We start from the raw sequence: 20,591 nt of genomic DNA, 5'->3' as shown, positions 1-20,591 counted from the left end.
CTTTTGGGGCGTTTGCCAAAAGTGCCTCGCCGTAAGGGCGAAACCCTAAGCCGCCGTTACCGCAGCAACGGATATGTACACAACCCAACCAAAGCATGGTCGGCCCGAAGGCCGCCACGCCCAAAATCGCAGCCAACAAAAAACCCGCTGAAATCACTTTCAGCGGGTTCCTCATTTCAGCGGCAAGGAAGATCAGAAATCCTCCAACCGCCATACCTCGTAAGCCGGCGTCTCATAGGGATGGCTCTCTTTCAGAGCCACCACCACCGCCCGAATCAACTCATCGCTGACCACAAGCTCAACCTTCCATTCCTCAACCTGCTCGACCTGCCCCGCTTCACCAATAAACGGCTGACTGCCATCCAAAGGCCGAAACTGACCCAACCCAAACACCTGCCACGCACAGTGATCATAAGCCCCGATCCGCCCACCACCGGCAGCGAACACAGCGCTTTTGACCACTTCGACATGACTGGCCGGAACAAAAAAACCGAGCTTGTACACGGCAATCAGCTCCCCGCTCTTAGTTCACCCACACGCGAGCATTACGGAACATACGCATCCAAGGTGCGTCTTCGTTCCAGTCTTCCGAACGCCACGAGTTCTGCACGGCGCGGAACACCCGCTCCGGGTGCGGCATCATGATGGTCACGCGACCGTCGCGGCTGGTCAAACCAGTGATCCCGCGCGGCGAGCCGTTCGGGTTGGCCGGGTAGTTTTCAGTGACCTTGCCATGGTTGTCGACGAAACGCATCGCCACGCAACCCGACAGATCGGCTTCCAGCAACGCTTCTTCGCTGGCGAATTCGGCATGGCCTTCACCGTGTGCGATGGCGATCGGCATGCGCGAACCGGCCATGCCTTGCAGGAAGATCGAGTTCGACTCCTGGATCTGAACCATGGCAACGCGAGCTTCGAACTGCTCGGAACGGTTACGCACGAAGTGCGGCCAGAATTCGCTGCCCGGGATCAGCTCGTGCAGGTTGGACATCATCTGGCAACCGTTGCACACGCCGAGGGTAAAGCTGTCGTTACGTTCGAAGAAGCCCTGGAAGGCATCGCGAGCGCGGCTGTTGAACAACGCGGACTTGGCCCAGCCTTCGCCGGCACCGAGTACGTCGCCGTAGGAGAAACCGCCGCAAGCCACCAGACCTTTGAACTCGTTCAGGTCGACACGGCCGGCCAGAATGTCGCTCATGTGCACGTCGATCGCGTTGAAACCGGCGCGGTCGAACGCGGCCGCCATTTCCACCTGACCGTTGACGCCCTGCTCACGCAGCACGGCAACCTGTGGGCGGATGCCTTTCTTGATGTAAGGCGCAGCGACGTCCTGGTTGACGTCGTAGCTGAGCTTGACGCTCAGGCCCGGATTGTCTTCTTCCAGCAGCACGTCGAACTCTTGTTCGGCGCAGTCGGCGTTATCACGCAGACGCTGGATCTGGTAGCTGGTCTCGGCCCACTGACGTTGCAGCAGACGACGCTGACCTTCGAACACGGTGTCGCCGTTGAAAGTGATGCTGATCTCGCCGTTGTTCATCGGCTGACCGATCACCGACACGCAGTCACCCAGGCCAGCTGCGCTGAACTGCGCGAGGATGTCCGGAGTGGCGTCCTGGCGAACCTGGATCACAGCACCCAGTTCTTCGTTGAACAGAATCGCGGCGATGTCGGCGGAGGTTTCTGCCAGACCGTCGAGGTTCAGGCTCAGGCCGCAATGACCGGCGAAGGCCATTTCCACGACGCTGGTCAGCAAACCGCCATCGGAACGGTCATGGTAAGCCAGCAAGTGACCGTCGGCGTTGAGGCCCTGGATCACGGCGAAGAAGGCTTTCAGGTCTTCGGCGTCATCGACGTCCGGGGCCTGCTTGCCGAGTTTGCCGTGAACCTGAGCAAGGATCGAAGCGCCCATGCGGTTCTGACCGCGACCGAGGTCGATCAGGATCAGGTCGGTGGTGCCCTTGTCCATGCGCAGCTGCGGGGTCATGGTCTGACGGATGTCAGCGACTGGGGCAAAACCGGTCACGATCAGCGACATCGGCGAAGTCACCGTCTTGTCGACGCCTTCGTCGTTCCAGCGGGTGGCCATGGACATGGAGTCCTTGCCTACCGGAATGGTAATGCCGAGGTCCGGGCACAATTCCATGCCGACCGCTTTCACGGTGTCGTACAGACGCGCGTCTTCACCCGGGTGACCGGCGGCGGACATCCAGTTCGCCGACAGTTTGATGTCGGAGATTTTGGCGATGCGCGAAGCCGCGATGTTGGTCAGGGTTTCGCCGATGGCCATGCGGCCCGACGCCGGAGCGTCCAGCAGAGCCAACGGAGTACGCTCGCCCATCGCCATGGCTTCACCGGTGTAGACGTCGAAGCTGGTAGCGGTGACGGCAACGTCGGCCACCGGAACCTGCCACGGGCCGACCATCTGATCACGAGCCACGAGGCCGGTGATGGTGCGGTCGCCGATGGTGATCAGGAAACTTTTGCTGGCCACGGCCGGGTGATGCAGAACGCGCTCGACGCAGTCGGCAATCTCGAGGGTCGACGGATCGAAATCATCGCCCAGCTCGTTTTCGCGAACGGCCGAACGGTGCATGCGCGGGGCTTTGCCCAGCAGCACTTCGAGCGGCATGTCCACCGGGCTGTTGCCGAAGTGGCTGTCGGTCACGGTCAGTTGCGGTTCGGCAGTGGCTTCGCCGACCACGGCAAACGGGCAACGCTCACGTTCGCAGATCGCCTGGAAGCGTTCGAAGTCCGCAGGGCCGACTGCCAGAACGTAGCGTTCCTGGGATTCGTTACTCCAGATTTCGTGCGGGGCCATGCCCGGCTCGTCGTTCGGAATGTTGCGCAGTTCGAAGCGACCGCCACGGTTGCCGTCGTTGACCAGTTCCGGGAAGGCGTTGGACAGACCGCCCGCGCCGACGTCATGGATGAAGCTGATCGGGTTTTTGTCACCCAACTGCCAGCAACGGTCGATGACTTCCTGGCAGCGACGTTCCATTTCCGGGTTTTCGCGCTGTACGGATGCGAAGTCCAGATCCGCCGAGCTGGTGCCGGTGGCCATGGAAGAGGCAGCACCGCCGCCCAGGCCGATGAGCATTGCCGGGCCGCCAAGAACGATCAGCTTAGAGCCAACGGTGATCTCGCCTTTCTGTACGTGTTCGGCACGGATGTTACCCATGCCGCCAGCCAGCATGATCGGCTTGTGGTAACCGCGAACTTCGTCGCCACGCGGGGTGGTGATCGATTGTTCGAAGGTACGGAAATAACCGGTCAGGGCCGGGCGACCGAATTCGTTGTTGAACGCGGCACCGCCCAACGGGCCTTCGATCATGATGTCCAGCGCGGTAACGATGCGCTCAGGCTTGCCGTACGGCACTTCCCATGGCTGTTCGAAACCCGGGATTTGCAGGTTGGACACGGTGAAACCGGTCAGGCCAGCCTTTGGCTTGGCGCCGCGACCGGTTGCACCTTCGTCGCGAATCTCGCCGCCGCTACCGGTGGATGCGCCCGGGAACGGGGCAATCGCGGTCGGGTGGTTGTGAGTTTCGACTTTCATCAGGATGTGCACCGGTTCCTGCACCGCGCCGTACTGGCGGGTTTCAGGGTCCGGGAAGAAACGGCCGGCAACGGAGCCGACGATTACCGAGGCGTTGTCCTTATAAGCCGACAGAACACCTTCGCTGTGCATCTGGTAGGTGTTCTTGATCATGCCGAACAGGCTTTTTTCCTGGCTCTGACCGTCGATGTCCCAACTGGCGTTGAAGATCTTGTGACGGCAGTGCTCGGAGTTCGCCTGGGCAAACATCATCAGTTCGATGTCGTGCGGGTTGCGCTTCAAGCCGACGAAGGCTGCGACCAGATAGTCGATCTCGTCTTCGGCCAGGGCCAGGCCCAGCTCGGTGTTGGCTTTTTCCAGCGCGGCGCGGCCGCCACCCAACACGTCGATCGCGGTCAGGGGCTTGGGCTCGGCGTGGCTGAACAGGCCGGCGGCTTGTTCAAGGTTGTCCAATACGATCTGGGTCATGCGGTCATGCAGCGCGCCTGCGATCAGTTGCGCTTCGGCGTCGCTGAACTGGCCGGCGACGTAGAACGCGATACCGCGCTCCAGGCGCTGGATCTTGGTCAGGCCGCAGTTGCGAGCGATGTCGCTGGCTTTACTGGACCACGGCGAGATAGTGCCGAAACGTGGCAACACCAGAAACAGACGACCGGTTGGCTCTTGTACTGGAACGCTTGGGCCGTACTTCAGAAGGCGCGCGAGCACCTGCTGTTCGTCGCCGGTCAGGACGCCGGTAACTTCGGCGAAGTGAGCGAATTCAGCATACAAGCCACTGACAGCCGGAACCTTCTGGCTCAGTAGCTCAAGGAGTTTGCTGTGGCGAAAGGCAGAAAGGGCAGGAGCGCCGCGCAGGATCAACATCTTCGGGACAGCCTCGGGAAGGGGTGTGCTTTGAGGCCGTGCATTCTAGCCTAAACCGTCCGCGACAGCACCCGAAACGGTACGCACGGCTGCACCCGAACGTCGGGCCGGGTATTCGGGCCCGAAACAGGCGCGCGCCGCGGGTTATTTTTTCTGTCACAAAATGCTGTTCGGGCCCATTCCTGCGGGCTCCAAGCGGGTTTTAGACTCTCTAGCAGACAAGCCCTTCGCTGTCGAGATATGGCGCTCGTGGTCCTTTGCGTATACTGCGCAGATGTTTTCCCCAACGGCTTTGCGTCCGCGGTACGCCAAATGGCTGATCGCAACCGGACTCTTCCTGGTGCTCGGTGGCTGTGTTGATAAACCCAACACGCTGGAGCGCGTAAAGGAGGATGGCGTGCTGCGGGTGGTTACCCGTAACAGTCCCGCCACCTACTTTCAGGATCGCAACGGTGAAACCGGCTTCGAATACGAGCTGGTGAAGCGCTTCGCCGACGATCTGGGGGTCGAGCTCAAGATCGAAACCGCCGACAACCTCGACGACCTGTTCAATCAGGTGGGCAAGCCCAATGGCCCGGTGCTGGCTGCTGCCGGCCTGGTCAGCAGCGAGCAACGCAAACAGCAGGTGCGGTTTTCCCACTCCTACCTCGAAGTCACCCCACAGATCATCTACCGCAACGGCCAGTCGCGGCCGACCGATGCAGGCGATCTGGTCGGCAAGAAGATCATGGTGCTCAAGGGCAGCACCCACGCCGAGCAATTGGCAGAGCTGAAAAAGAAATATCCCGGCATTGAATACGAAGAGTCCGACGCGGTTGAAGTCGTCGACTTGCTGCGCATGGTCGACGAAGCCCAGATCGATCTGACCCTGGTCGATTCCAACGAAGTCGCGATGAACCAGGTGTATTTCCCCAACGTGCGGGTCGCCTTCGATCTCGGTGACGCCAGCAACCAGAGCTGGGCCGTGGCCGCCGGCGAAGATAATAGCCTGCTCAACGAGATCAACGATTACCTCGACAAAGTGAAGAAGAACGGCACCCTGCAACGCCTCAAGGATCGCTATTACGGGCACGTCGATGTACTCGGTTACATGGGCGCCTACACCTTTGCCCAGCATCTGCAGCAGCGGCTGCCCAAGTACGAACAGCATTTCAAGACGTACGCCAAGAAAGAGAAAGTCGACTGGCGCTTGTTGGCCGCGGTCGGTTATCAGGAATCGCTGTGGCAAGCGGCGGTCACGTCCAAGACCGGCGTGCGCGGCTTGATGATGCTGACCCAGAACACCGCGCAAGCCATGGGCGTGTCCAATCGCCTCGACCCCAAACAGAGCATCATGGGCGGCGCGAAGTACCTGGCCTATATGAAGGAGCAACTGGATGAGTCGATCCAGGAGCCGGATCGTACGTGGTTCGCGCTCGCAGCCTACAACGTCGGAAGCGGTCATCTGGATGACGCGCGCAAACTGACGGCCAAGGCAGGGTTGAACCCGGACAAGTGGCTGGACGTGAAGAAAATCCTGCCGCGTCTGTCGCAGAAACAGTGGTACAGCAAGACTCGTTACGGCTACGCCCGGGGCGGCGAGCCGGTGCATTTCGTGGCGAACATCCGTCGTTACTACGACATCCTGACGTGGGTCACGCAGCCGCAGCTGGAAGGCAATCAGGTCGCTGAAGGCAACCTGCATGTGCCAGGGGTCGACAAGACCAAGCCGAGCCAGGAAACCCCACCGCTTTAAATCGTTGTCATCTCCAAAGACGCCTTCGCGGGCAAGCCTCGCTCCTACAGGTTTGTGTCAAACACACAATTGCGATCGACACGAAACTGTAGGAGCGAGGCTTGCCCGCGATGGCGGCGCCGCCGATCTAACCTTTTAGTGCAGCAGCCAGAATCAGCGCTTTCATCTCCGATACCGCCGACTTGAACCCGACGAACAACGCGTGAGCCACCAGCGCATGGCCGATGTTCAGTTCATTGATGCCCTTGATCGCCGCAACAGCCTCGACGTTGTGATAGTGCAGACCGTGACCGGCGTTGACGATCAACCCCTGGGCCAGACCAAACGCCACGCCATCAGCCACGCGCTTGAGCTCTTCAGCTACTTCGGTCGGCGTCTCGGCGTCCGCATAACGCCCGGTGTGCAATTCAATGGCCGGTGCACCGACACGACGGGACGCTTCGATCTGCCGCTCGTCAGCGTCGATGAACAGCGATACTTCACAGCCGATCTTCGCCAGGCGATCCACCGCAGCCTTGATCCGCGCCTCCTGCCCAGCCACGTCCAGACCGCCTTCGGTGGTCAGTTCCTGACGGGTTTCCGGGACCAGGCAAATGTGCGCCGGACGGATGCGTTCGGCGAACACCATCATTTCTTCGGTGACGCCCATTTCGAAGTTCATGCGGGTTTGCAGCACGTCCTTGAGCAGCAGCACATCGCGTTCCTGAATGTGCCGGCGGTCTTCGCGCAAGTGCACGGTGATGCCGTCAGCACCCGCCTCTTCCGCGTCCAGCGCTGCCTTGACTGGATCCGGGTAGCGAGTACCCCGGGCCTGACGCAGGGTGGCAACGTGGTCGATGTTCACGCCAAGAAGAATGCGATTGCTGGTGCTCACGGAAGCGCTCCTGAAATAGGGGAAAGTTCGGTGCACAGCATACGGGGTGATCAGGGCTTGCGAAACAACTCACGACTGACCAGCGGACGACCACCCAGATGAACGGCCAGTGCCTGGCGCATCAAGCGCTTGGCGGCGGACAGCGCACCAGGCGCGGACCAGTCGGCATCGGCCATGGCCAGCAACTCAGTGCCGTTGAACAGGCCCGGTTGCAGCAGATAGACCCGTTCCAGGCCTGCATCCACTTGTAAGCGGTAGAGGCCATCCGGCGCGATGGGGTCGGCATGGATATCAGTGTTCAAGGCGAAACCGTAACCGAGGTCGTCGAGCAAACGCCATTCGAAGGAGCGCAGCAAAGGTTCCAGTGGACGGCCTTCGGCCAGGGCGAGCAAGGTCGCGGCGTAGTGATCGAAGACTGCGGGATGGGGGTCTTCGGCGGGCAGCAGACGGATCAGCAATTCGTTGAGGTAGAGACCGCTGAACAGCGCCTCGCCGTTGAGCCAGGTGGAAACACCGGCGCTTTCCATGCGACCGACGTTTTTCAACTCGCCCCGGCCACGGAACTCGACTTCCAGCGGCACGAAAGGCCGCGCCAACGTCCCGGCCTTGCCCCGCGCGCTACGCAACACCGCCCGTAGCCGACCTTGCGGCGTAAGGAAATCCACCAGCGCACTGCTTTCGCGGTAGGCGCGGGAGTGGAGGACGTAGGCGGGCTGGGCAATGGGCTGGGTTGGAGACATGGAAATCGCAGTTCTCAATGAAGGAGCGCAGTTTTACAAACAACCCAAAACCAATGTGGGAGCGGGCTTGCCCGCGATGGCGGACTTACATTCAACATCTCTGCTGAATGTTACATCCTCATCGCGGGCAAGCCCGCTCCCACAGGGTTCTACGGTGCAGCGCAGACCGGGTTTACAGATCGCCGTAACCCAGCGAACGCAACGCACGTTCGTCATCGGACCAGCCGCCCTTAACCTTGACCCACAGGTTGAGCATGATCTTGGAGTCGAACAGCAGCTCCATGTCCTTGCGCGCCTCGGTGCCGATGCGCTTGATGCGCTCGCCCTTATCGCCAATGATGATTTTCTTCTGGCCGTCACGTTCGACGAGGATCAAGGCATGGATGTGCAGGGTTTTGCCCTGCTGCTTGAACTCTTCGATTTCCACGGTGATCTGGTACGGCAGCTCGGCGCCCATCTGGCGCATGATTTTCTCGCGCACCAGTTCAGCGGCGAGGAAGCGGCTGCTGCGGTCGGTAATCTGGTCTTCCGGGAAGAAGTGATCGTTTTCCGGCAGATAACCGGCAATCACGCGCTCCAGCGTTTCGAGGTTATGCCCATGCTGGGCCGAGATCGGCATGATCTGCGCGTTCGGCAGCTGTTCCTGTAACCAGGTCAGGTGCGGCATCAGCTCGGATTTGTCTTCGATACGATCGGTCTTGTTCAGCGCCACGATCAGCGGGCCGGTCACGTATTGAACGCGCTCGAGGACCATCTGGTCTTCGTCGGTCCACTTGGTGCGGTCAACCACGAAGATCACCACGTCGACGTCTTTCAACGCCGCCGAAGCAGTCTTGTTCATGTAGCGGTTGAGGGCCTTTTCGCCGCCCTTGTGCATGCCCGGGGTGTCGACGTAGATCGCCTGAACGGCGCCTTCGGTCTTGATGCCGAGCATGTTGTGACGGGTGGTCTGCGGCTTGCGCGAGGTGATCGCCAGCTTCTGACCCAGAATGTGGTTCAGCAGCGTGGACTTGCCCACGTTGGGACGGCCGACGATGGCAACATAGCCACAGCGAGTTGCGGTTGAATCAGTCATTGCCATTCTCCACACCCAGGGCAATCAGTGCTGCGGCGGCCGCTACCTGTTCGGCAATACGACGACTCACACCCTGACCTCGGCTTTTTTCATTCAGTAAGATGATTTCACATTCGACGAAGAACGTCCGGCAATGCGGCTCACCCTGGATATCCACCACTTCATAACGCGGCAGCTCACAACCACGGGACTGCAGGAATTCCTGCAGACGGGTTTTCGGATCTTTGTTGGTGTCGACCAGCGTCAAGCCTTCGAACTCTCCGGCCAGCCAGGCCAGCACGCGCTCGCGCGCCATGTCCATGCCGGCGTCCAGGTAGATCGCACCAATCAGCGCTTCCAGGGCATCGGCCAGAATCGATTCGCGACGGAAACCACCGCTTTTCAATTCGCCGGAGCCCAGGCGCAGGTATTCGCCCAGGTCGAAACCACGGGCCAGTACGGCCAGGGTTTCACCTTTCACCAAGCGGGCGCGCAAACGCGACAACTGGCCTTCGCGGGCCAGCGGGAAGCGATCGAACAGCGCCTCGCCAGCGACGAAGTTGAGGATGGCATCACCGAGGAACTCCAGGCGTTCGTTGTTGCGCCCGGCAAAGCTGCGGTGAGTCAGGGCCAGGACCATCAGTTCCTGGTCTTTGAAGGTGTAGCCGAGCTGACGCTCTAGACGGCTTAAGGAGACGCTCACGGTTTACCCACGCTGAGTTCGTGGCTGGATTCCACCGCCATCGCCGTGGTGCGGCGCAGGCTTGGGACAATTAACGCTGTGTTCAAAAATAACGTCCTGAATATCGTTGTTTTCATGCGTCCGGTGCCGATTATGCCGACTCCAGAAATGCATTCGGCGCTGTGTTCAACAGCGCCGTGTGTGATTACTTGATCAGGCCAACCCGCGAGAAATTCGGCAGGTGACTGAGTTTGGGTTCCGGCCAGCTCATCCAGACTGCGAAGGCCTTGCCGACGATATTCTTGTCGGGAACCATGCCCAGCAGATTCTTGGGAATACTCGGATCATCCCAGTAGCGACTGTCGTTCGAGTTGTCGCGGTTGTCGCCCATCATGAAGTAGTGCCCGGCAGGCACGGTCCACGAACGATCCGGCGTTGCGCGGTAGCGGCTCATTTCCTTGCGGATAAGGTGCTCGGCGATGCCGAGTTTTTCCTTGTAGAGCTCGGCGCTGCCCAACGTGCCCGGCTCGGAGCCGACCAGTTGTTCGGCGATCGACTCACCGTTGACGAACAGACGCTTGTCCGCGGTGTAGCGAATCTGGTCACCCGGCAGGCCCACCACACGCTTGATGTAATTGACGTTCGGGTCGCTTGGGTAGCGGAACACCATCACATCGCCGCGCTGCGGATCACCGACTTCGATGACTTTCTTGTCGATCACCGGCAGGCGGATCCCGTAAGAAAATTTATTCACCAGAATGAAGTCGCCGACGTCCAGGGTCGGTTTCATCGAGCCGGAAGGAATCTGGAACGGTTCCACCAGGAACGAACGCAGCACCAGCACGATGAACAACACCGGGAAGAACGACTTGCCGTATTCGACCAGTAGCGGCTCTTTGTTCAGTTTCTCGACCACCACCATGTCAGCCTGGCTGACGCTTCCTTGATAGGAGTTAATGGCAGCCCGGCGCCGTGGCGCCAGGAACAGCAGATCGAGCAACGCCAACAGGCCGCAGACGAACACGGCGATGACCAGCAACAGCGGGAAATTTAGTGACATAGGACCTAACTATCCAACCTGAGCACTGCAAGGAAGGCTTCTTGTGGAATTTCCACGTTACCGACCTGCTTCATGCGTTTCTTACCGGCCTTTTGCTTTTCCAGCAGCTTTTTCTTACGGCTGACGTCACCACCGTAGCATTTGGCCAATACGTTCTTTCTGAGCGCCTTGACGGTTGTCCGCGCCACAATCTGCCCGCCAATGGCGGCCTGGATTGCCACGTCGAACATCTGCCGCGGAATCAGTTCCTTCATCTTCTCGGTCAACTGGCGACCTTTGTAGTGCGCATTGTCACGGTGCACGATCAACGCCAGAGCGTCGACCTTGTCGCCGTTGATCAGCACATCCAGTTTCACCAGACTAGCCGATTGGTAACGATCGAAATGGTAATCCAGCGAAGCATAGCCACGGCTGGTGGATTTCAGACGGTCAAAGAAGTCGAGGACCACTTCGTTCATCGGCAAATCGTAGGTCACTTGTACCTGGGTACCGAGGAACAGCATGTCGTGCTGCACGCCACGTTTTTCGATACACAGGGTAATGACGTTACCCAGGTGTTCTTGCGGCACAAGGATATTGGCCCGCACGATCGGCTCACGCATGTCTTCGATCGACGACAGGTCCGGGAGCTTCGACGGGTTATCGACGTAAATCGTTTCACCGGTTTTCAGCAGCAGCTCGAAGATTACCGTCGGCGCCGTGGTGATCAGGTCCAGGTTGTATTCGCGCTCCAGGCGCTCCTGGATGATTTCCATGTGCAGCATGCCGAGGAAGCCGCAACGGAAGCCGAAACCCAGTGCGTCTGAGCTTTCCGGTGTGTATTGCAGCGACGAATCGTTGAGGGTGAGCTTTTGCAGCGCCTCGCGGAAATCTTCGAAGTCGTCGGAGCTGACCGGGAACAAACCGGCGTACACCTGCGGCTGAATGCGTTTGAAGCCTGGCAGCACATCGACGTCCGGCGTCGAGCTCAAGGTCAGGGTATCGCCCACTGGCGCACCGTGAATGTCCTTGATGCTGGCGATGATGAAGCCCACTTCACCGGCCTTCAGGTCGACGGTAGGGGTGTGTTTCGGATTGAACACACCGACGCTGTCCACCAGGTGGATCTTGCCGGTGGACTTGACGAGGATCTTGTCGCCCTTCTTCACACGACCGTGACGCACGCGTACCAGGGAAACAACGCCCAGGTAGTTGTCGAACCAGGAGTCGATGATCAACGCTTGCAGCGGATCTTCGTAGTTGCCGGTCGGCGCGGGAATGGTGTGAACCAGGCGTTCGAGCACTTCGTCGACGCCCAGGCCAGTCTTGGCGCTGCACTCGACCGCATCGGTGGCATCGATGCCGATGATTTTTTCGATTTCTTCTTTGACCCGGTCCGGATCAGCCTGAGGCAGGTCGATCTTGTTCAGGACTGGCATGACTTCCAGGCCCTGCTCGATCGCCGTGTAGCAGTTGGCAACCGACTGCGCTTCAACGCCCTGACCGGCATCGACCACCAGCAACGCACCTTCACAGGCCGCCAGCGACCGGCTGACTTCGTAGGTGAAGTCGACGTGGCCGGGGGTGTCAATGAAGTTCAGCTGGTACTTGATACCATCGCGGGCGGTGTAATAAAGGGTGACGCTGTGGGCCTTGATGGTGATCCCGCGTTCACGCTCCAGGTCCATGGAGTCCAGCACCTGGGCTTCCATTTCGCGCTCGGCAAGGCCGCCGCACATCTGGATGAAGCGATCGGCCAGCGTCGACTTGCCATGGTCAATGTGGGCGATGATGGAGAAATTGCGGATATGACTCAAATCACTCACGGATCAACACTCAAAAAGGCTGCAGGCATAGCCCGCCGAAAAATAGCCGGGAATTGTACCTGATCCACGGCGCAAGCGTCACGTTTGCAGGTCAGACGGCGCATACAAAAACGCCCCGGTCTTGCGACAGGGGCGTTTTGAGTGACAAGCCACATCGGGAAAAACCCGCGATCAACCGGCCCGGCGCAACAACCAGACCCCGGCCAGGGCACAGACACCGGCCGGTACCAGCACCGCAAACAGCGGCGAGAAACCGAATACCAAGCTCGAAGGGCCTAGCAAATCCTGGACGATGCGGAAGGTGAAGCCCACCAGCACACCGGTAAAGACCCGCTGACCGAGGGTCACCGAACGCAGCGGACCGAAGATGAAGGAAATCGCCATCAGCACCAATGCAGCGGTCACCAGCGGCTGCAACACCTTGACCCAAAACGCCAGCCAGTAACGACCGTTGCTCAGGCCCTGATCAGCCAGGTAGTGGATGTAACTCCACAGACCGGTGATCGACAGTGATTCAGGCGCCATCACCACGGTGCTCAGCAGTTGTGGGCTCAAGGCTACTTCCCAGCGCTCCACCGGAGTCGTCACCACTTCGGTGCTTTTGTCATGGAACAACGTGGTCGTGACGTCGCTCAGTTGCCAGTGATCCGTATCGAATTCCGCGCGTTTGGCGAAGCTCGAAGACAACATGTGGCGCTGATCGTCGAAGCGATAACGGGTCACGCCGTACAGCAGGCCATTGGGTTGCACAGAGTTGACGTGAATGAACTCGTCACCCTGCCGGTGCCACAGACCATGCTTGGCGCTTTGCGCGTCGCCACTGCCCTGGGCCAGCGAGCGGTTGGCCTGAGCGGTAACTTCCGTGGCCGGCGCGACGTACTCGCCAATCACCAGCCCCACCGCCATCAACAGCAGCATCGGCTTCATGACAGCCCAGACGATCCGCCCGAGCGACACACCCGCGGCGCGCATGATGGTCAGTTCGCTGTGACTGGCCAGACTGCCGAGACCGATCAGGCAACCGATCAGCGCCGCCATCGGTAGCATGTCGTAAAGACGGCGCGGCGCGGTCAGCAACACATAGCTCAAGACATCCATCAGCGTATAGGTATCGCTGACTTCACTCATTTCATCGATGAAGGCAAACAGCGTGGCCAGGCCGAGGATGATCCCCAGCACTGCCAGGATCGCGACAAACACGCTGCTACCGATGTAACGATCGAGCTTATCCACGGGCCACCTCCAGCGCACTGCGGCGACTCGCCATCTTCAAGCGCAACGGCTCCCAGTACAGCAAGCCCAAACCGATGGACAGGAAGATCGCATGCACCCACCACAAGCCCAATGCCGACGGGATCTTGCCCTTTTCGAGCGCGCCGCGAGCGGCAATCAGGATGGTCAGGTAAGCCATATAAAGAAGAATCGCCGGCAGCAGCTTGAGGAAACGGCCCTGCCGCGGATTGACCCGCGACAGCGGCACCGCCATCAGGGTCACGATGAAGACCAGCAGCGGCAGAGACAGACGCCATTGCAGTTCGGTACGCGAGCGGATGTCATCGCTGCCCAGCAGGGAGCGGGTGGTCATCGCGTCACGGTCGGTGACTTCGTCACTGACGTCCGGCTTGGGCAACAATACGCCATACTCGTCGTATTTGATGGCACGGTAATCGGCCTGACCCGGATTGCCGTCGTAGCGGTAGCCGTTGTCGAGAATCAGGTAGCGGTTACCGTCGGGGCGAATTTCCTGGCGCCCCTTCTCGGCCACCAGTACGGAAATCCCGCGATCCTTTTTGTCGGAGTTTATATTTTTCTGCGAAATGAACACGCCGCCCAGATTGATGCGGTCATCCGACAGTTGTTCGGTGTAGGTCACCCGAGTACCGTCGCGCAAGGCCTGAAAGCGGCCTGGCTCAAGGGTATCGAATTCAGTCAGTGCGTCCTGTTTGTTCAGCAGCAACTGGAACTGGTTGGCACCCTGTGGCGCCAGGCTCAGGCTCAGCCATGCGACTACCAGCGCAACCAGCGTGGCCGGAAACAGGGTGATGCGAAACAGTCGCTGCTGGCTCATGCCGGTGGCGGACAGCACGGTCATTTCGCTGTCGAGGTACAGACGACCGTAGGCCAGCAAAATCCCGAGAAACAGCCCCAAAGGCAGGATCAACTGCAGGAAACCCGGCAGACGGAAACCCATGATCAGGAACAGTGAACCCGGGTCCAGAAGGCCAGAAGCTGCCTGGGCGAGGTATTTGATGAAGCGTCCGCTCATGATGATGACCAGCAGCACGGCGCTGACGGCGCTCAAGGTCAACAGGACTTCGCGGGATAGATAACGGAAGACAATCAAACCAGACACTCCAGGGTTGTCAGGCTAAGCGGCCAAACAAACAAACGTATCGGTCGGCCCGCAGGGCAGAGCCGCCGAAAAAGATGGCGCATTATCCTGTGATTGGGTGCGCCTGTCACTGCGCATGCTCAAGCAGACACCTGAACCGCTGAAGTTCGCACCACCGAGGGTTGTCAGGCGCCGGTAGCGAGGTTCAAACTGCGGCCTTTGTCGCTGGCACTGCTACCTGCGCCTTTCTACTTATAAGCAAGCCTCTGCGCGTCGCGCACTTTGACCATTAATTCAGGGACCCAGACATGGAACTGGTTGTAAAAAGCGTTAGCCCGGAAACGTTGAAGACCGCCACGCTGGTGGTCGCCGTCGGCGAAGGCCGCAAACTCGGCGCCGTTGCCAAACAACTCGACGAGCTGAGCGGTGGCACCATCAGTGCCGTGCTCAAGCGCGGCGACCTGGCCGGCAAAGTCGGCCAGAGCCTGTTGCTGCACAGCCTGCCCAACCTCAAGGCCGAGCGCGTGCTGCTGGTGGGCGTGGGCAAGGATGAAGAGCTGGGCGATCGCCCGTTCCGCAAAATCATCGCTGGCATCCTCAACACCCTTAAAGGCCTGGGCGGCAGCGATGCAGTGCTGGCCCTGGACGAAGTCGTGGTCAAAGGCCGTGACAGCTATGGCAAGACCCGCCTGCTGGCAGAAACCCTGATAGATGGCGAATACACCTTTGATCAGTTCAAGAGCCAGAAAGCCGACCCGCTCGCCCTGAAGAAAATCACCCTGGTGACCATCAAGGCCGCACAGGCTGAAGTCGAACGCGCCGTGGCCCATGCCACCGCGATCGCCAATGGCATGGCCTTCACCCGTAACCTGGGCAACCTGCCGCCAAACATCTGCCACCCAACGTTCCTGGGCGAGCAAGCCAAGAACCTGGGCAAAGAATTCAAGAGCCTGAAAGTCGAAGTCCTCGATGAGAAGAAGATCAAGGACCTGGGCATGGGCTCGTTCTACGCCGTTGGCCAGGGCAGCGCCCAGCCGCCGCGCCTGATCGTCATGCAATACAACGGCGGCAAGAAATCCGAGAAGCCGTACGCACTGGTCGGCAAAGGCATCACCTTCGACACCGGCGGCATCAGCCTCAAGCCGGGCGCCGGCATGGATGAAATGAAGTACGACATGGGCGGCGCCGCCAGCGTGTTCGGTACCTTGCGTGCCGTGCTTGAGCTGAAACTGCCGATCAACCTGGTGTGCATCCTGGCCTGCGCCGAGAACATGCCGAGTGGCAACGCTTCGCGTCCGGGCGACATCGTCACCACCATGAGCGGCCTGACCGTGGAAATCCTCAACACCGACGCCGAAGGCCGTCTGGTGCTGTGCGATGCCCTGACCTACTCCGAACGCTTCAAGCCGCAAGCGGTAATCGACATCGCCACCCTGACCGGCGCTTGCGTCGTTGCGCTGGGCTCCCACACCTCGGGCCTGCTGGGCAACAACGACGAGCTGATCGGCCAACTGCTGAGCGCCGGCCAATCCGCCGACGACCGCGCCTGGCAACTGCCGCTGTTCGATGAGTATCAAGAGCAGCTGGACAGCCCGTTCGCCGACATCGCCAACATTGGTGGCCCGAAAGCCGGCACCATCACCGCCGCCTGCTTCTTGTCGCGCTTCACCAAGAACCTGAACTGGGCGCACCTGGACATCGCCGGCACGGCCTGGACCAGCGGCGGCAAGGACAAGGGCGCCACTGGCCGTCCGGTTCCCCTGCTGACCCAATACCTGCTGGACCGCGCCAAAGCCTGAAACCAATGAACCTGAGTGACGTCACTTTCCGGTGACGCCGCTCAGGGCTCAGGAACCGCAATGACCAAAGTCGACTTCTATATCCTGCCCAGCGCCGATCCTTCGGCACGGCTGGATTTCGCCTGCAAGCTCACCGAAAAAGCCTGGCGCATGGGCCATCGCATTTACCTGCACTGCAGCGATGCCGCCCAGCGTGATGACCTCGATGCGCGTTTGTGGGCCTTCAAGGGCGAAAGCTTCGTGCCCCACGGCCCCGCCGAAAGCGAGCCGGAGGGTTTGATTGTCCTGGGTCTTGGCGATGACTGCGGTCAGCATCAGGATCTGCTGGTCAATCTTGACCTGAAAGTCCCGGTATTTGCCAAACAGTTCGCCCGCGTGGCGGAAGTGGTGGTGGAAGATCCGACGATTCGTACAGCTGCGCGGGAGAGTTTCCGTTTCTACCGCGAACAGGGCTATTCTCTGCAAGATCACCGTTTACAGCGACTCTGAGCATTCCGATGGACACTCCAAAACCGCAGAAAAATTCCGCGCATCTGCTGGATGACCTCGAGTCGATCCGCCAACTGCTCGGCGATGACAACCTGCAACCGCCCTTGCTGACCGACACGGTCATCGAAGGTGATCAGGAACAGATCCCCATGCTGTTCGACACCGTCGGCAATGCGCCGCAACCGGTCGAAACGACACCACCGCCCGCCCCAGCCGCGCAACCGTCGCCTGCCGCGAGCAAAGGCCCTGACGCCCTGCTGCACCTGGACAGCGAACTGCGCGCCGCCGCGCTATTGATCATGCAAGACGTGATCGACGACTTCGCCCCGCACATCGAAACCGAAATCAAACGCCGTCTTGATGCGCGGATGGAACGGTTGTTAAGCCAGTACGAGTAACCCTGAGCCGAGCGGGCTTCTGTGGCGAGGGAGCTTGCTCCCGCTCGGCTGCGAAGCAGTCGTAAACCTGAGCATGGGTTGTACCTGATATACCCGACTTGCAGATATTGGGGCCGCTTCGCGCCCCAGCGGGAGCAAGCTCCCTCGCCACAAAAGCTCTTCCCCCACATTTGATCTGCGCCCGGTCTGCACTCGCTCGCCCTACGCCCCACGCCCCGCTATACTTGCCGGCTTTTCCTGAATAAATGCCAATAGGGTCCCGCCGCGCATGGATAAGACCTACCAGCCGCACGCCATTGAAACTTCCTGGTACAACACCTGGGAGTCTGAGAATTACTTCGCCCCGCAAGGCGCGGGCGAGTCCTACACCATCATGATCCCGCCGCCGAACGTCACCGGCAGCCTGCACATGGGTCACGGCTTCAACAACGCGATCATGGACGCCCTGATCCGTTTCCGCCGCATGCAGGGTCGCAACACCCTGTGGCAGCCGGGCACCGACCACGCCGGTATCGCCACGCAAATGCTGGTGGAGCGCCAACTCGAAGCCCAAGGCCAGAATCGCCACGATCTGGGCCGCGAAAAATTCCTCGAGAAAGTCTGGGAATGGAAGGATCAGTCCGGCGGCAACATCAGCCGTCAGATCCGTCGCCTCGGCTCGTCCGTGGACTGGAGCCGTGAGCGCTTCACCATGGACGACGGCCTCTCGGAAGCGGTTAAGGAAGCGTTCGTGCGCCTGCACGAAGACGGCCTGATCTATCGCGGCAAGCGTCTGGTCAACTGGGACACCAAACTGCACACGGCGATTTCCGACCTCGAAGTGGAAAACCACGACGAGAAAGGTTTCCTGTGGAACCTGAAGTACCCGCTGGCCGACGGCGCCAAAACCGCTGAAGGTAACGGTTACCTGATCGTCGCGACCACGCGTCCGGAAACCATGCTCGGCGACGCCGCCGTGGCCGTTAACCCGAACGATGAACGCTACAAAGCCCTGATCGGCAAATTTGTCGAGTTGCCGCTGGTCGGCCGCCGCATCCCGATCATCGCCGACGATTACTGCGACCCTGAATTTGGCACCGGCTGCGTGAAAATCACCCCGGCCCACGACTTCAACGACTACGAAGTCGGCAAGCGCCACAACCTGCCGCTGCTGAACATCTTCGACAAGAATGCTGACGTGCTGCCGGCAGCCCAGGTGTTCAACCTCGACGGCAGCGTCAACGAGCAAATCGACGGCACGCTGCCCGCCGAATACGTCGGCCTCAACCGCTTCCAGGCCCGCAAGGAAATCGTTGCGGCATTCGAAGCCGCCGGCCTGCTGGTCAGCGTCGACGATCACGCCCTGAAAGTGCCGAAAGGCGACCGCTCCGGCACCGTCATCGAGCCGTGGCTGACCGACCAGTGGTACGTTTCCACCAAGCCATTGGCCGAGCCGGCCATCGCTGCGGTTGAAGACGGCCGCATTCAGTTCGTACCAAAACAATACGAAAACATGTACTTCTCATGGATGCGTGACATCCAGGATTGGTGCATCAGCCGTCAGCTGTGGTGGGGCCACCGGATTCCGGCCTGGTACGACGAGTCGGGCAAGGTCTATGTCGGTCGCGACGAAGCCGAAGTACGGGCCAAGCACAACTTGGGCCCGGACGTTGCGCTGCAACAGGACAATGACGTTCTGGATACCTGGTTCAGCTCGGGCCTGTGGACTTTCTCCACGCTCGGCTGGCCGGAGCAGACCGAATTCCTGAAAAAATTCCACTCCACCGACGTGTTGGTGACCGGTTTCGACATCATTTTCTTCTGGGTTGCCCGGATGATCATGCTCACCATGCACTTGGTGAAAAACGAAGACGGCACGCCGCAGGTTCCGTTCAAGACTGTTTACGTGCACGGTCTGGTGCGTGATGGCCAGGGCCAGAAGATGTCCAAGTCCAAGGGCAACGTCCTGGACCCGCTGGACATCATCGACGGCATCGAGCTGGAAGAGCTGGTGCAGAAACGCACTTCCGGCATGATGCAGCCGAAACTGGCGAAGAAGATCGAGAAGCAGACCCGCGACGAGTTCGCCGACGGCATCGCCAGCTACGGCACCGACGCCCTGCGCTTCACGTTCTGCTCGCTGGCATCGACCGGTCGCGACATCAAGTTCGACATGGGCCGCGTCGAAGGCTATCGCAACTTCTGCAACAAGATCTGGAACGCTGCGCGCTACGTGCTGGACAAGGGCGAAGACTGCGGTCAGAACGGCGAAGCTTACGAGCTGTCGCTGGCGGATCGCTGGATCATTTCGCAGCTGCAACGCACTGAAGCCGAAGTCACTCGTCAGCTTGATCAGTTCCGCTTCGACCTGGCCGCACAAGCCTTGTACGAATTCATCTGGAACCAGTATTGCGACTGGTACCTGGAACTGTCCAAGCCTGTGCTGTGGGACGAAAATGCACCGGTCGAACGTCAACGCGGCACCCGCCGCACGCTGGTTCGAGTGCTGGAAGTCGCGTTGCGCCTGGCGCACCCGTTCATGCCGTTCATCACCGAGGAAATCTGGCAGCGCGTCGCGCCGCTGGCCGGTATCGAAGGCAAGACGATCATGCTGCAACCTTGGCCAGTGGCCGTTGAGGCACGCATCGATCAGGACGCCGAAGACGACATCGAATGGCTCAAGGGCCTGATGCTCGGCACGCGTAACATCCGTGGCGAAATGAACATTGGTCCAGGCAAGCCGCTGAACCTGTTCCTGAAAAACGTCAGTGCCGAAGATCAGCGCCGCCTCACCGAGAACGAAGCGCTGCTGAAGAAGCTGGCCCGTCTGGAATCGATCACCGTTCTGAAGGCCGGAGAAGAAGCACCGCTGTCCGCCACTGCTCTGGTCGGCGAGATGGAAGTGCTGGTGCCAATGGCTGGCCTGATCGACAAGGATGCCGAACTGGCACGCCTGGACAAGGAAATCCTGCGTCTGCAGGGTGAAGTTCAGCGCGTCGGCGGCAAGCTGTCCAACGCCGGTTTCGTTGACAAGGCCCCTAGCGACGTCATCGAGAAGGAACGCGCCAAACTGGCTGAAGCTGAACAGGCTTTGGGCAAGCTGGCCGAGCAGCATGCGCGGATTGCCAGCCTGTAACGGCAAATCGCAATGAAAAAGGGAGGCCCGCAACGGCCTCCCTTTTTTATGCCCGCCAAACACCAAAAACCGCTTTCTGTAGGAGCGA

The 20,591-nt window shown here is 60.0% G+C and carries 16 protein-coding genes; 5 read left to right on the top strand and 11 right to left on the bottom strand.

Features of this window, described 5'->3' with window-relative positions; all coding sequences use genetic code 11:
* From PMI18_RS31635 to purL, 3 genes are all read right to left on the bottom strand, one after another.
* The coding region (locus tag PMI18_RS31635) for a hypothetical protein (protein WP_238542621.1) at window positions 1-214 on the bottom strand (214 nt) is incomplete at its 3' end.
* On the bottom strand, window positions 193-504 hold the full coding sequence (locus tag PMI18_RS05425) for a Nif3-like dinuclear metal center hexameric protein (protein WP_007905538.1): 312 nt from the start codon (window positions 502-504) through the stop codon (window positions 193-195). The genes PMI18_RS05425 and PMI18_RS31635, both read right to left, overlap by 22 nt.
* A gap of 19 nt (window positions 505-523) precedes the next feature.
* Entirely contained in the window at window positions 524-4,420 is a 3,897-nt protein-coding gene (purL, locus tag PMI18_RS05430) for a phosphoribosylformylglycinamidine synthase (protein WP_007905536.1), read from the bottom strand.
* 274 nt (window positions 4,421-4,694) lie between these two features.
* Here purL and mltF point away from each other — a divergent pair, with 274 nt between their 5' ends.
* A complete protein-coding gene (mltF, locus tag PMI18_RS05435; RefSeq protein ID WP_033036832.1) occupies window positions 4,695-6,155 on the top strand; it encodes a membrane-bound lytic murein transglycosylase MltF in 1,461 nt (486 codons plus the stop codon).
* Between the two features lie 127 nt (window positions 6,156-6,282).
* Here mltF and pdxJ read toward each other — a convergent pair whose 3' ends face one another.
* The 8 genes from pdxJ to lptF all read right to left on the bottom strand — a co-directional run bounded on the left by pdxJ (window position 6,283) and on the right by lptF (window position 14,714).
* Complete coding sequence (gene pdxJ / locus PMI18_RS05440; RefSeq protein WP_007905532.1) at window positions 6,283-7,029, bottom strand: pyridoxine 5'-phosphate synthase; 747 nt, start codon at window positions 7,027-7,029, stop codon at window positions 6,283-6,285.
* 50 nt (window positions 7,030-7,079) lie between these two features.
* The gene (gene recO / locus PMI18_RS05445; protein ID WP_007905530.1) at window positions 7,080-7,769 is read right to left on the bottom strand and encodes a DNA repair protein RecO; all 690 of its coding nucleotides are present in this window, start codon (window positions 7,767-7,769) and stop codon (window positions 7,080-7,082) included.
* Between the two features lie 172 nt (window positions 7,770-7,941).
* The gene (gene era, locus PMI18_RS05450; protein ID WP_007905529.1) at window positions 7,942-8,844 is read right to left on the bottom strand and encodes a GTPase Era; all 903 of its coding nucleotides are present in this window, start codon (window positions 8,842-8,844) and stop codon (window positions 7,942-7,944) included.
* Window positions 8,837-9,526 carry a ribonuclease III gene (rnc, locus tag PMI18_RS05455; RefSeq protein ID WP_007905528.1) on the bottom strand — a complete coding sequence of 230 codons (690 nt, stop codon included), beginning with the start codon at window positions 9,524-9,526 and terminating at the stop codon, window positions 8,837-8,839. The genes era and rnc overlap by 8 nt, the downstream gene beginning before the upstream one ends.
* Before the next feature lie 184 nt (window positions 9,527-9,710).
* Window positions 9,711-10,565 (bottom strand): signal peptidase I, encoded by an 855-nt coding sequence (gene lepB / locus PMI18_RS05460; protein WP_007905526.1) that lies wholly within the window; start codon window positions 10,563-10,565, stop codon window positions 9,711-9,713.
* A 5-nt stretch (window positions 10,566-10,570) separates the two neighbouring features.
* Window positions 10,571-12,370, bottom strand: coding sequence for a translation elongation factor 4 (gene lepA, locus PMI18_RS05465; protein ID WP_007905525.1), 1,800 nt, complete (start codon window positions 12,368-12,370; stop codon window positions 10,571-10,573).
* Between the two features lie 171 nt (window positions 12,371-12,541).
* A complete protein-coding gene (lptG, locus tag PMI18_RS05470) occupies window positions 12,542-13,603 on the bottom strand; it encodes an LPS export ABC transporter permease LptG (protein ID WP_007905523.1) in 1,062 nt (353 codons plus the stop codon).
* Window positions 13,596-14,714 (bottom strand): LPS export ABC transporter permease LptF, encoded by a 1,119-nt coding sequence (gene lptF, locus PMI18_RS05475; protein WP_007905522.1) that lies wholly within the window; start codon window positions 14,712-14,714, stop codon window positions 13,596-13,598. The genes lptG and lptF overlap by 8 nt, the downstream gene beginning before the upstream one ends.
* Window positions 14,715-15,010: 296 nt before the next feature.
* Here lptF and PMI18_RS05480 point away from each other — a divergent pair, with 296 nt between their 5' ends.
* The 4 genes from PMI18_RS05480 (at window position 15,011) to PMI18_RS05495 (ending at window position 20,503) form a co-directional block, all read left to right on the top strand.
* Entirely contained in the window at window positions 15,011-16,501 is a 1,491-nt protein-coding gene (locus PMI18_RS05480; protein ID WP_007905521.1) for a leucyl aminopeptidase, read from the top strand.
* A gap of 60 nt (window positions 16,502-16,561) precedes the next feature.
* Entirely contained in the window at window positions 16,562-16,990 is a 429-nt protein-coding gene (locus PMI18_RS05485; protein ID WP_007905519.1) for a DNA polymerase III subunit chi, read from the top strand.
* Between the two features lie 8 nt (window positions 16,991-16,998).
* On the top strand, window positions 16,999-17,388 hold the full coding sequence (locus PMI18_RS05490; protein ID WP_007905518.1) for a hypothetical protein: 390 nt from the start codon (window positions 16,999-17,001) through the stop codon (window positions 17,386-17,388).
* Window positions 17,389-17,656: 268 nt separating this feature from the next.
* Window positions 17,657-20,503, top strand: coding sequence for a valine--tRNA ligase (locus tag PMI18_RS05495; RefSeq protein ID WP_007905517.1), 2,847 nt, complete (start codon window positions 17,657-17,659; stop codon window positions 20,501-20,503).
* Window positions 20,504-20,591 lie beyond the last annotated feature (88 nt).

Source organism: Pseudomonas sp. GM102 (assembly GCF_000282555.1).
Lineage (GTDB): Bacteria > Pseudomonadota > Gammaproteobacteria > Pseudomonadales > Pseudomonadaceae > Aquipseudomonas.
This window is presented reverse-complemented; position numbering and strand designations above follow the sequence as displayed.

What these genes read in the sequence shown, in the direction of transcription:
- purL (WP_007905536.1), bottom strand. Translation starts at nt 4,420, where the DNA reads ATGTTGATCCTGCGCGGCGCTCCTGCCCTTTCTGCCTTTCGCCACAGC.
- mltF (WP_033036832.1), top strand. Translation starts at nt 4,695, where the DNA reads ATGTTTTCCCCAACGGCTTTGCGTCCGCGGTACGCCAAATGGCTGATC.
- recO (WP_007905530.1), bottom strand. Translation starts at nt 7,769, where the DNA reads ATGTCTCCAACCCAGCCCATTGCCCAGCCCGCCTACGTCCTCCACTCC.
- era (WP_007905529.1), bottom strand. Translation starts at nt 8,844, where the DNA reads ATGACTGATTCAACCGCAACTCGCTGTGGCTATGTTGCCATCGTCGGC.
- lepB (WP_007905526.1), bottom strand. Translation starts at nt 10,565, where the DNA reads ATGTCACTAAATTTCCCGCTGTTGCTGGTCATCGCCGTGTTCGTCTGC.
- PMI18_RS05480 (WP_007905521.1), top strand. Translation starts at nt 15,011, where the DNA reads ATGGAACTGGTTGTAAAAAGCGTTAGCCCGGAAACGTTGAAGACCGCC.
- PMI18_RS05485 (WP_007905519.1), top strand. Translation starts at nt 16,562, where the DNA reads ATGACCAAAGTCGACTTCTATATCCTGCCCAGCGCCGATCCTTCGGCA.
- PMI18_RS05490 (WP_007905518.1), top strand. Translation starts at nt 16,999, where the DNA reads ATGGACACTCCAAAACCGCAGAAAAATTCCGCGCATCTGCTGGATGAC.
- PMI18_RS05495 (WP_007905517.1), top strand. Translation starts at nt 17,657, where the DNA reads ATGGATAAGACCTACCAGCCGCACGCCATTGAAACTTCCTGGTACAAC.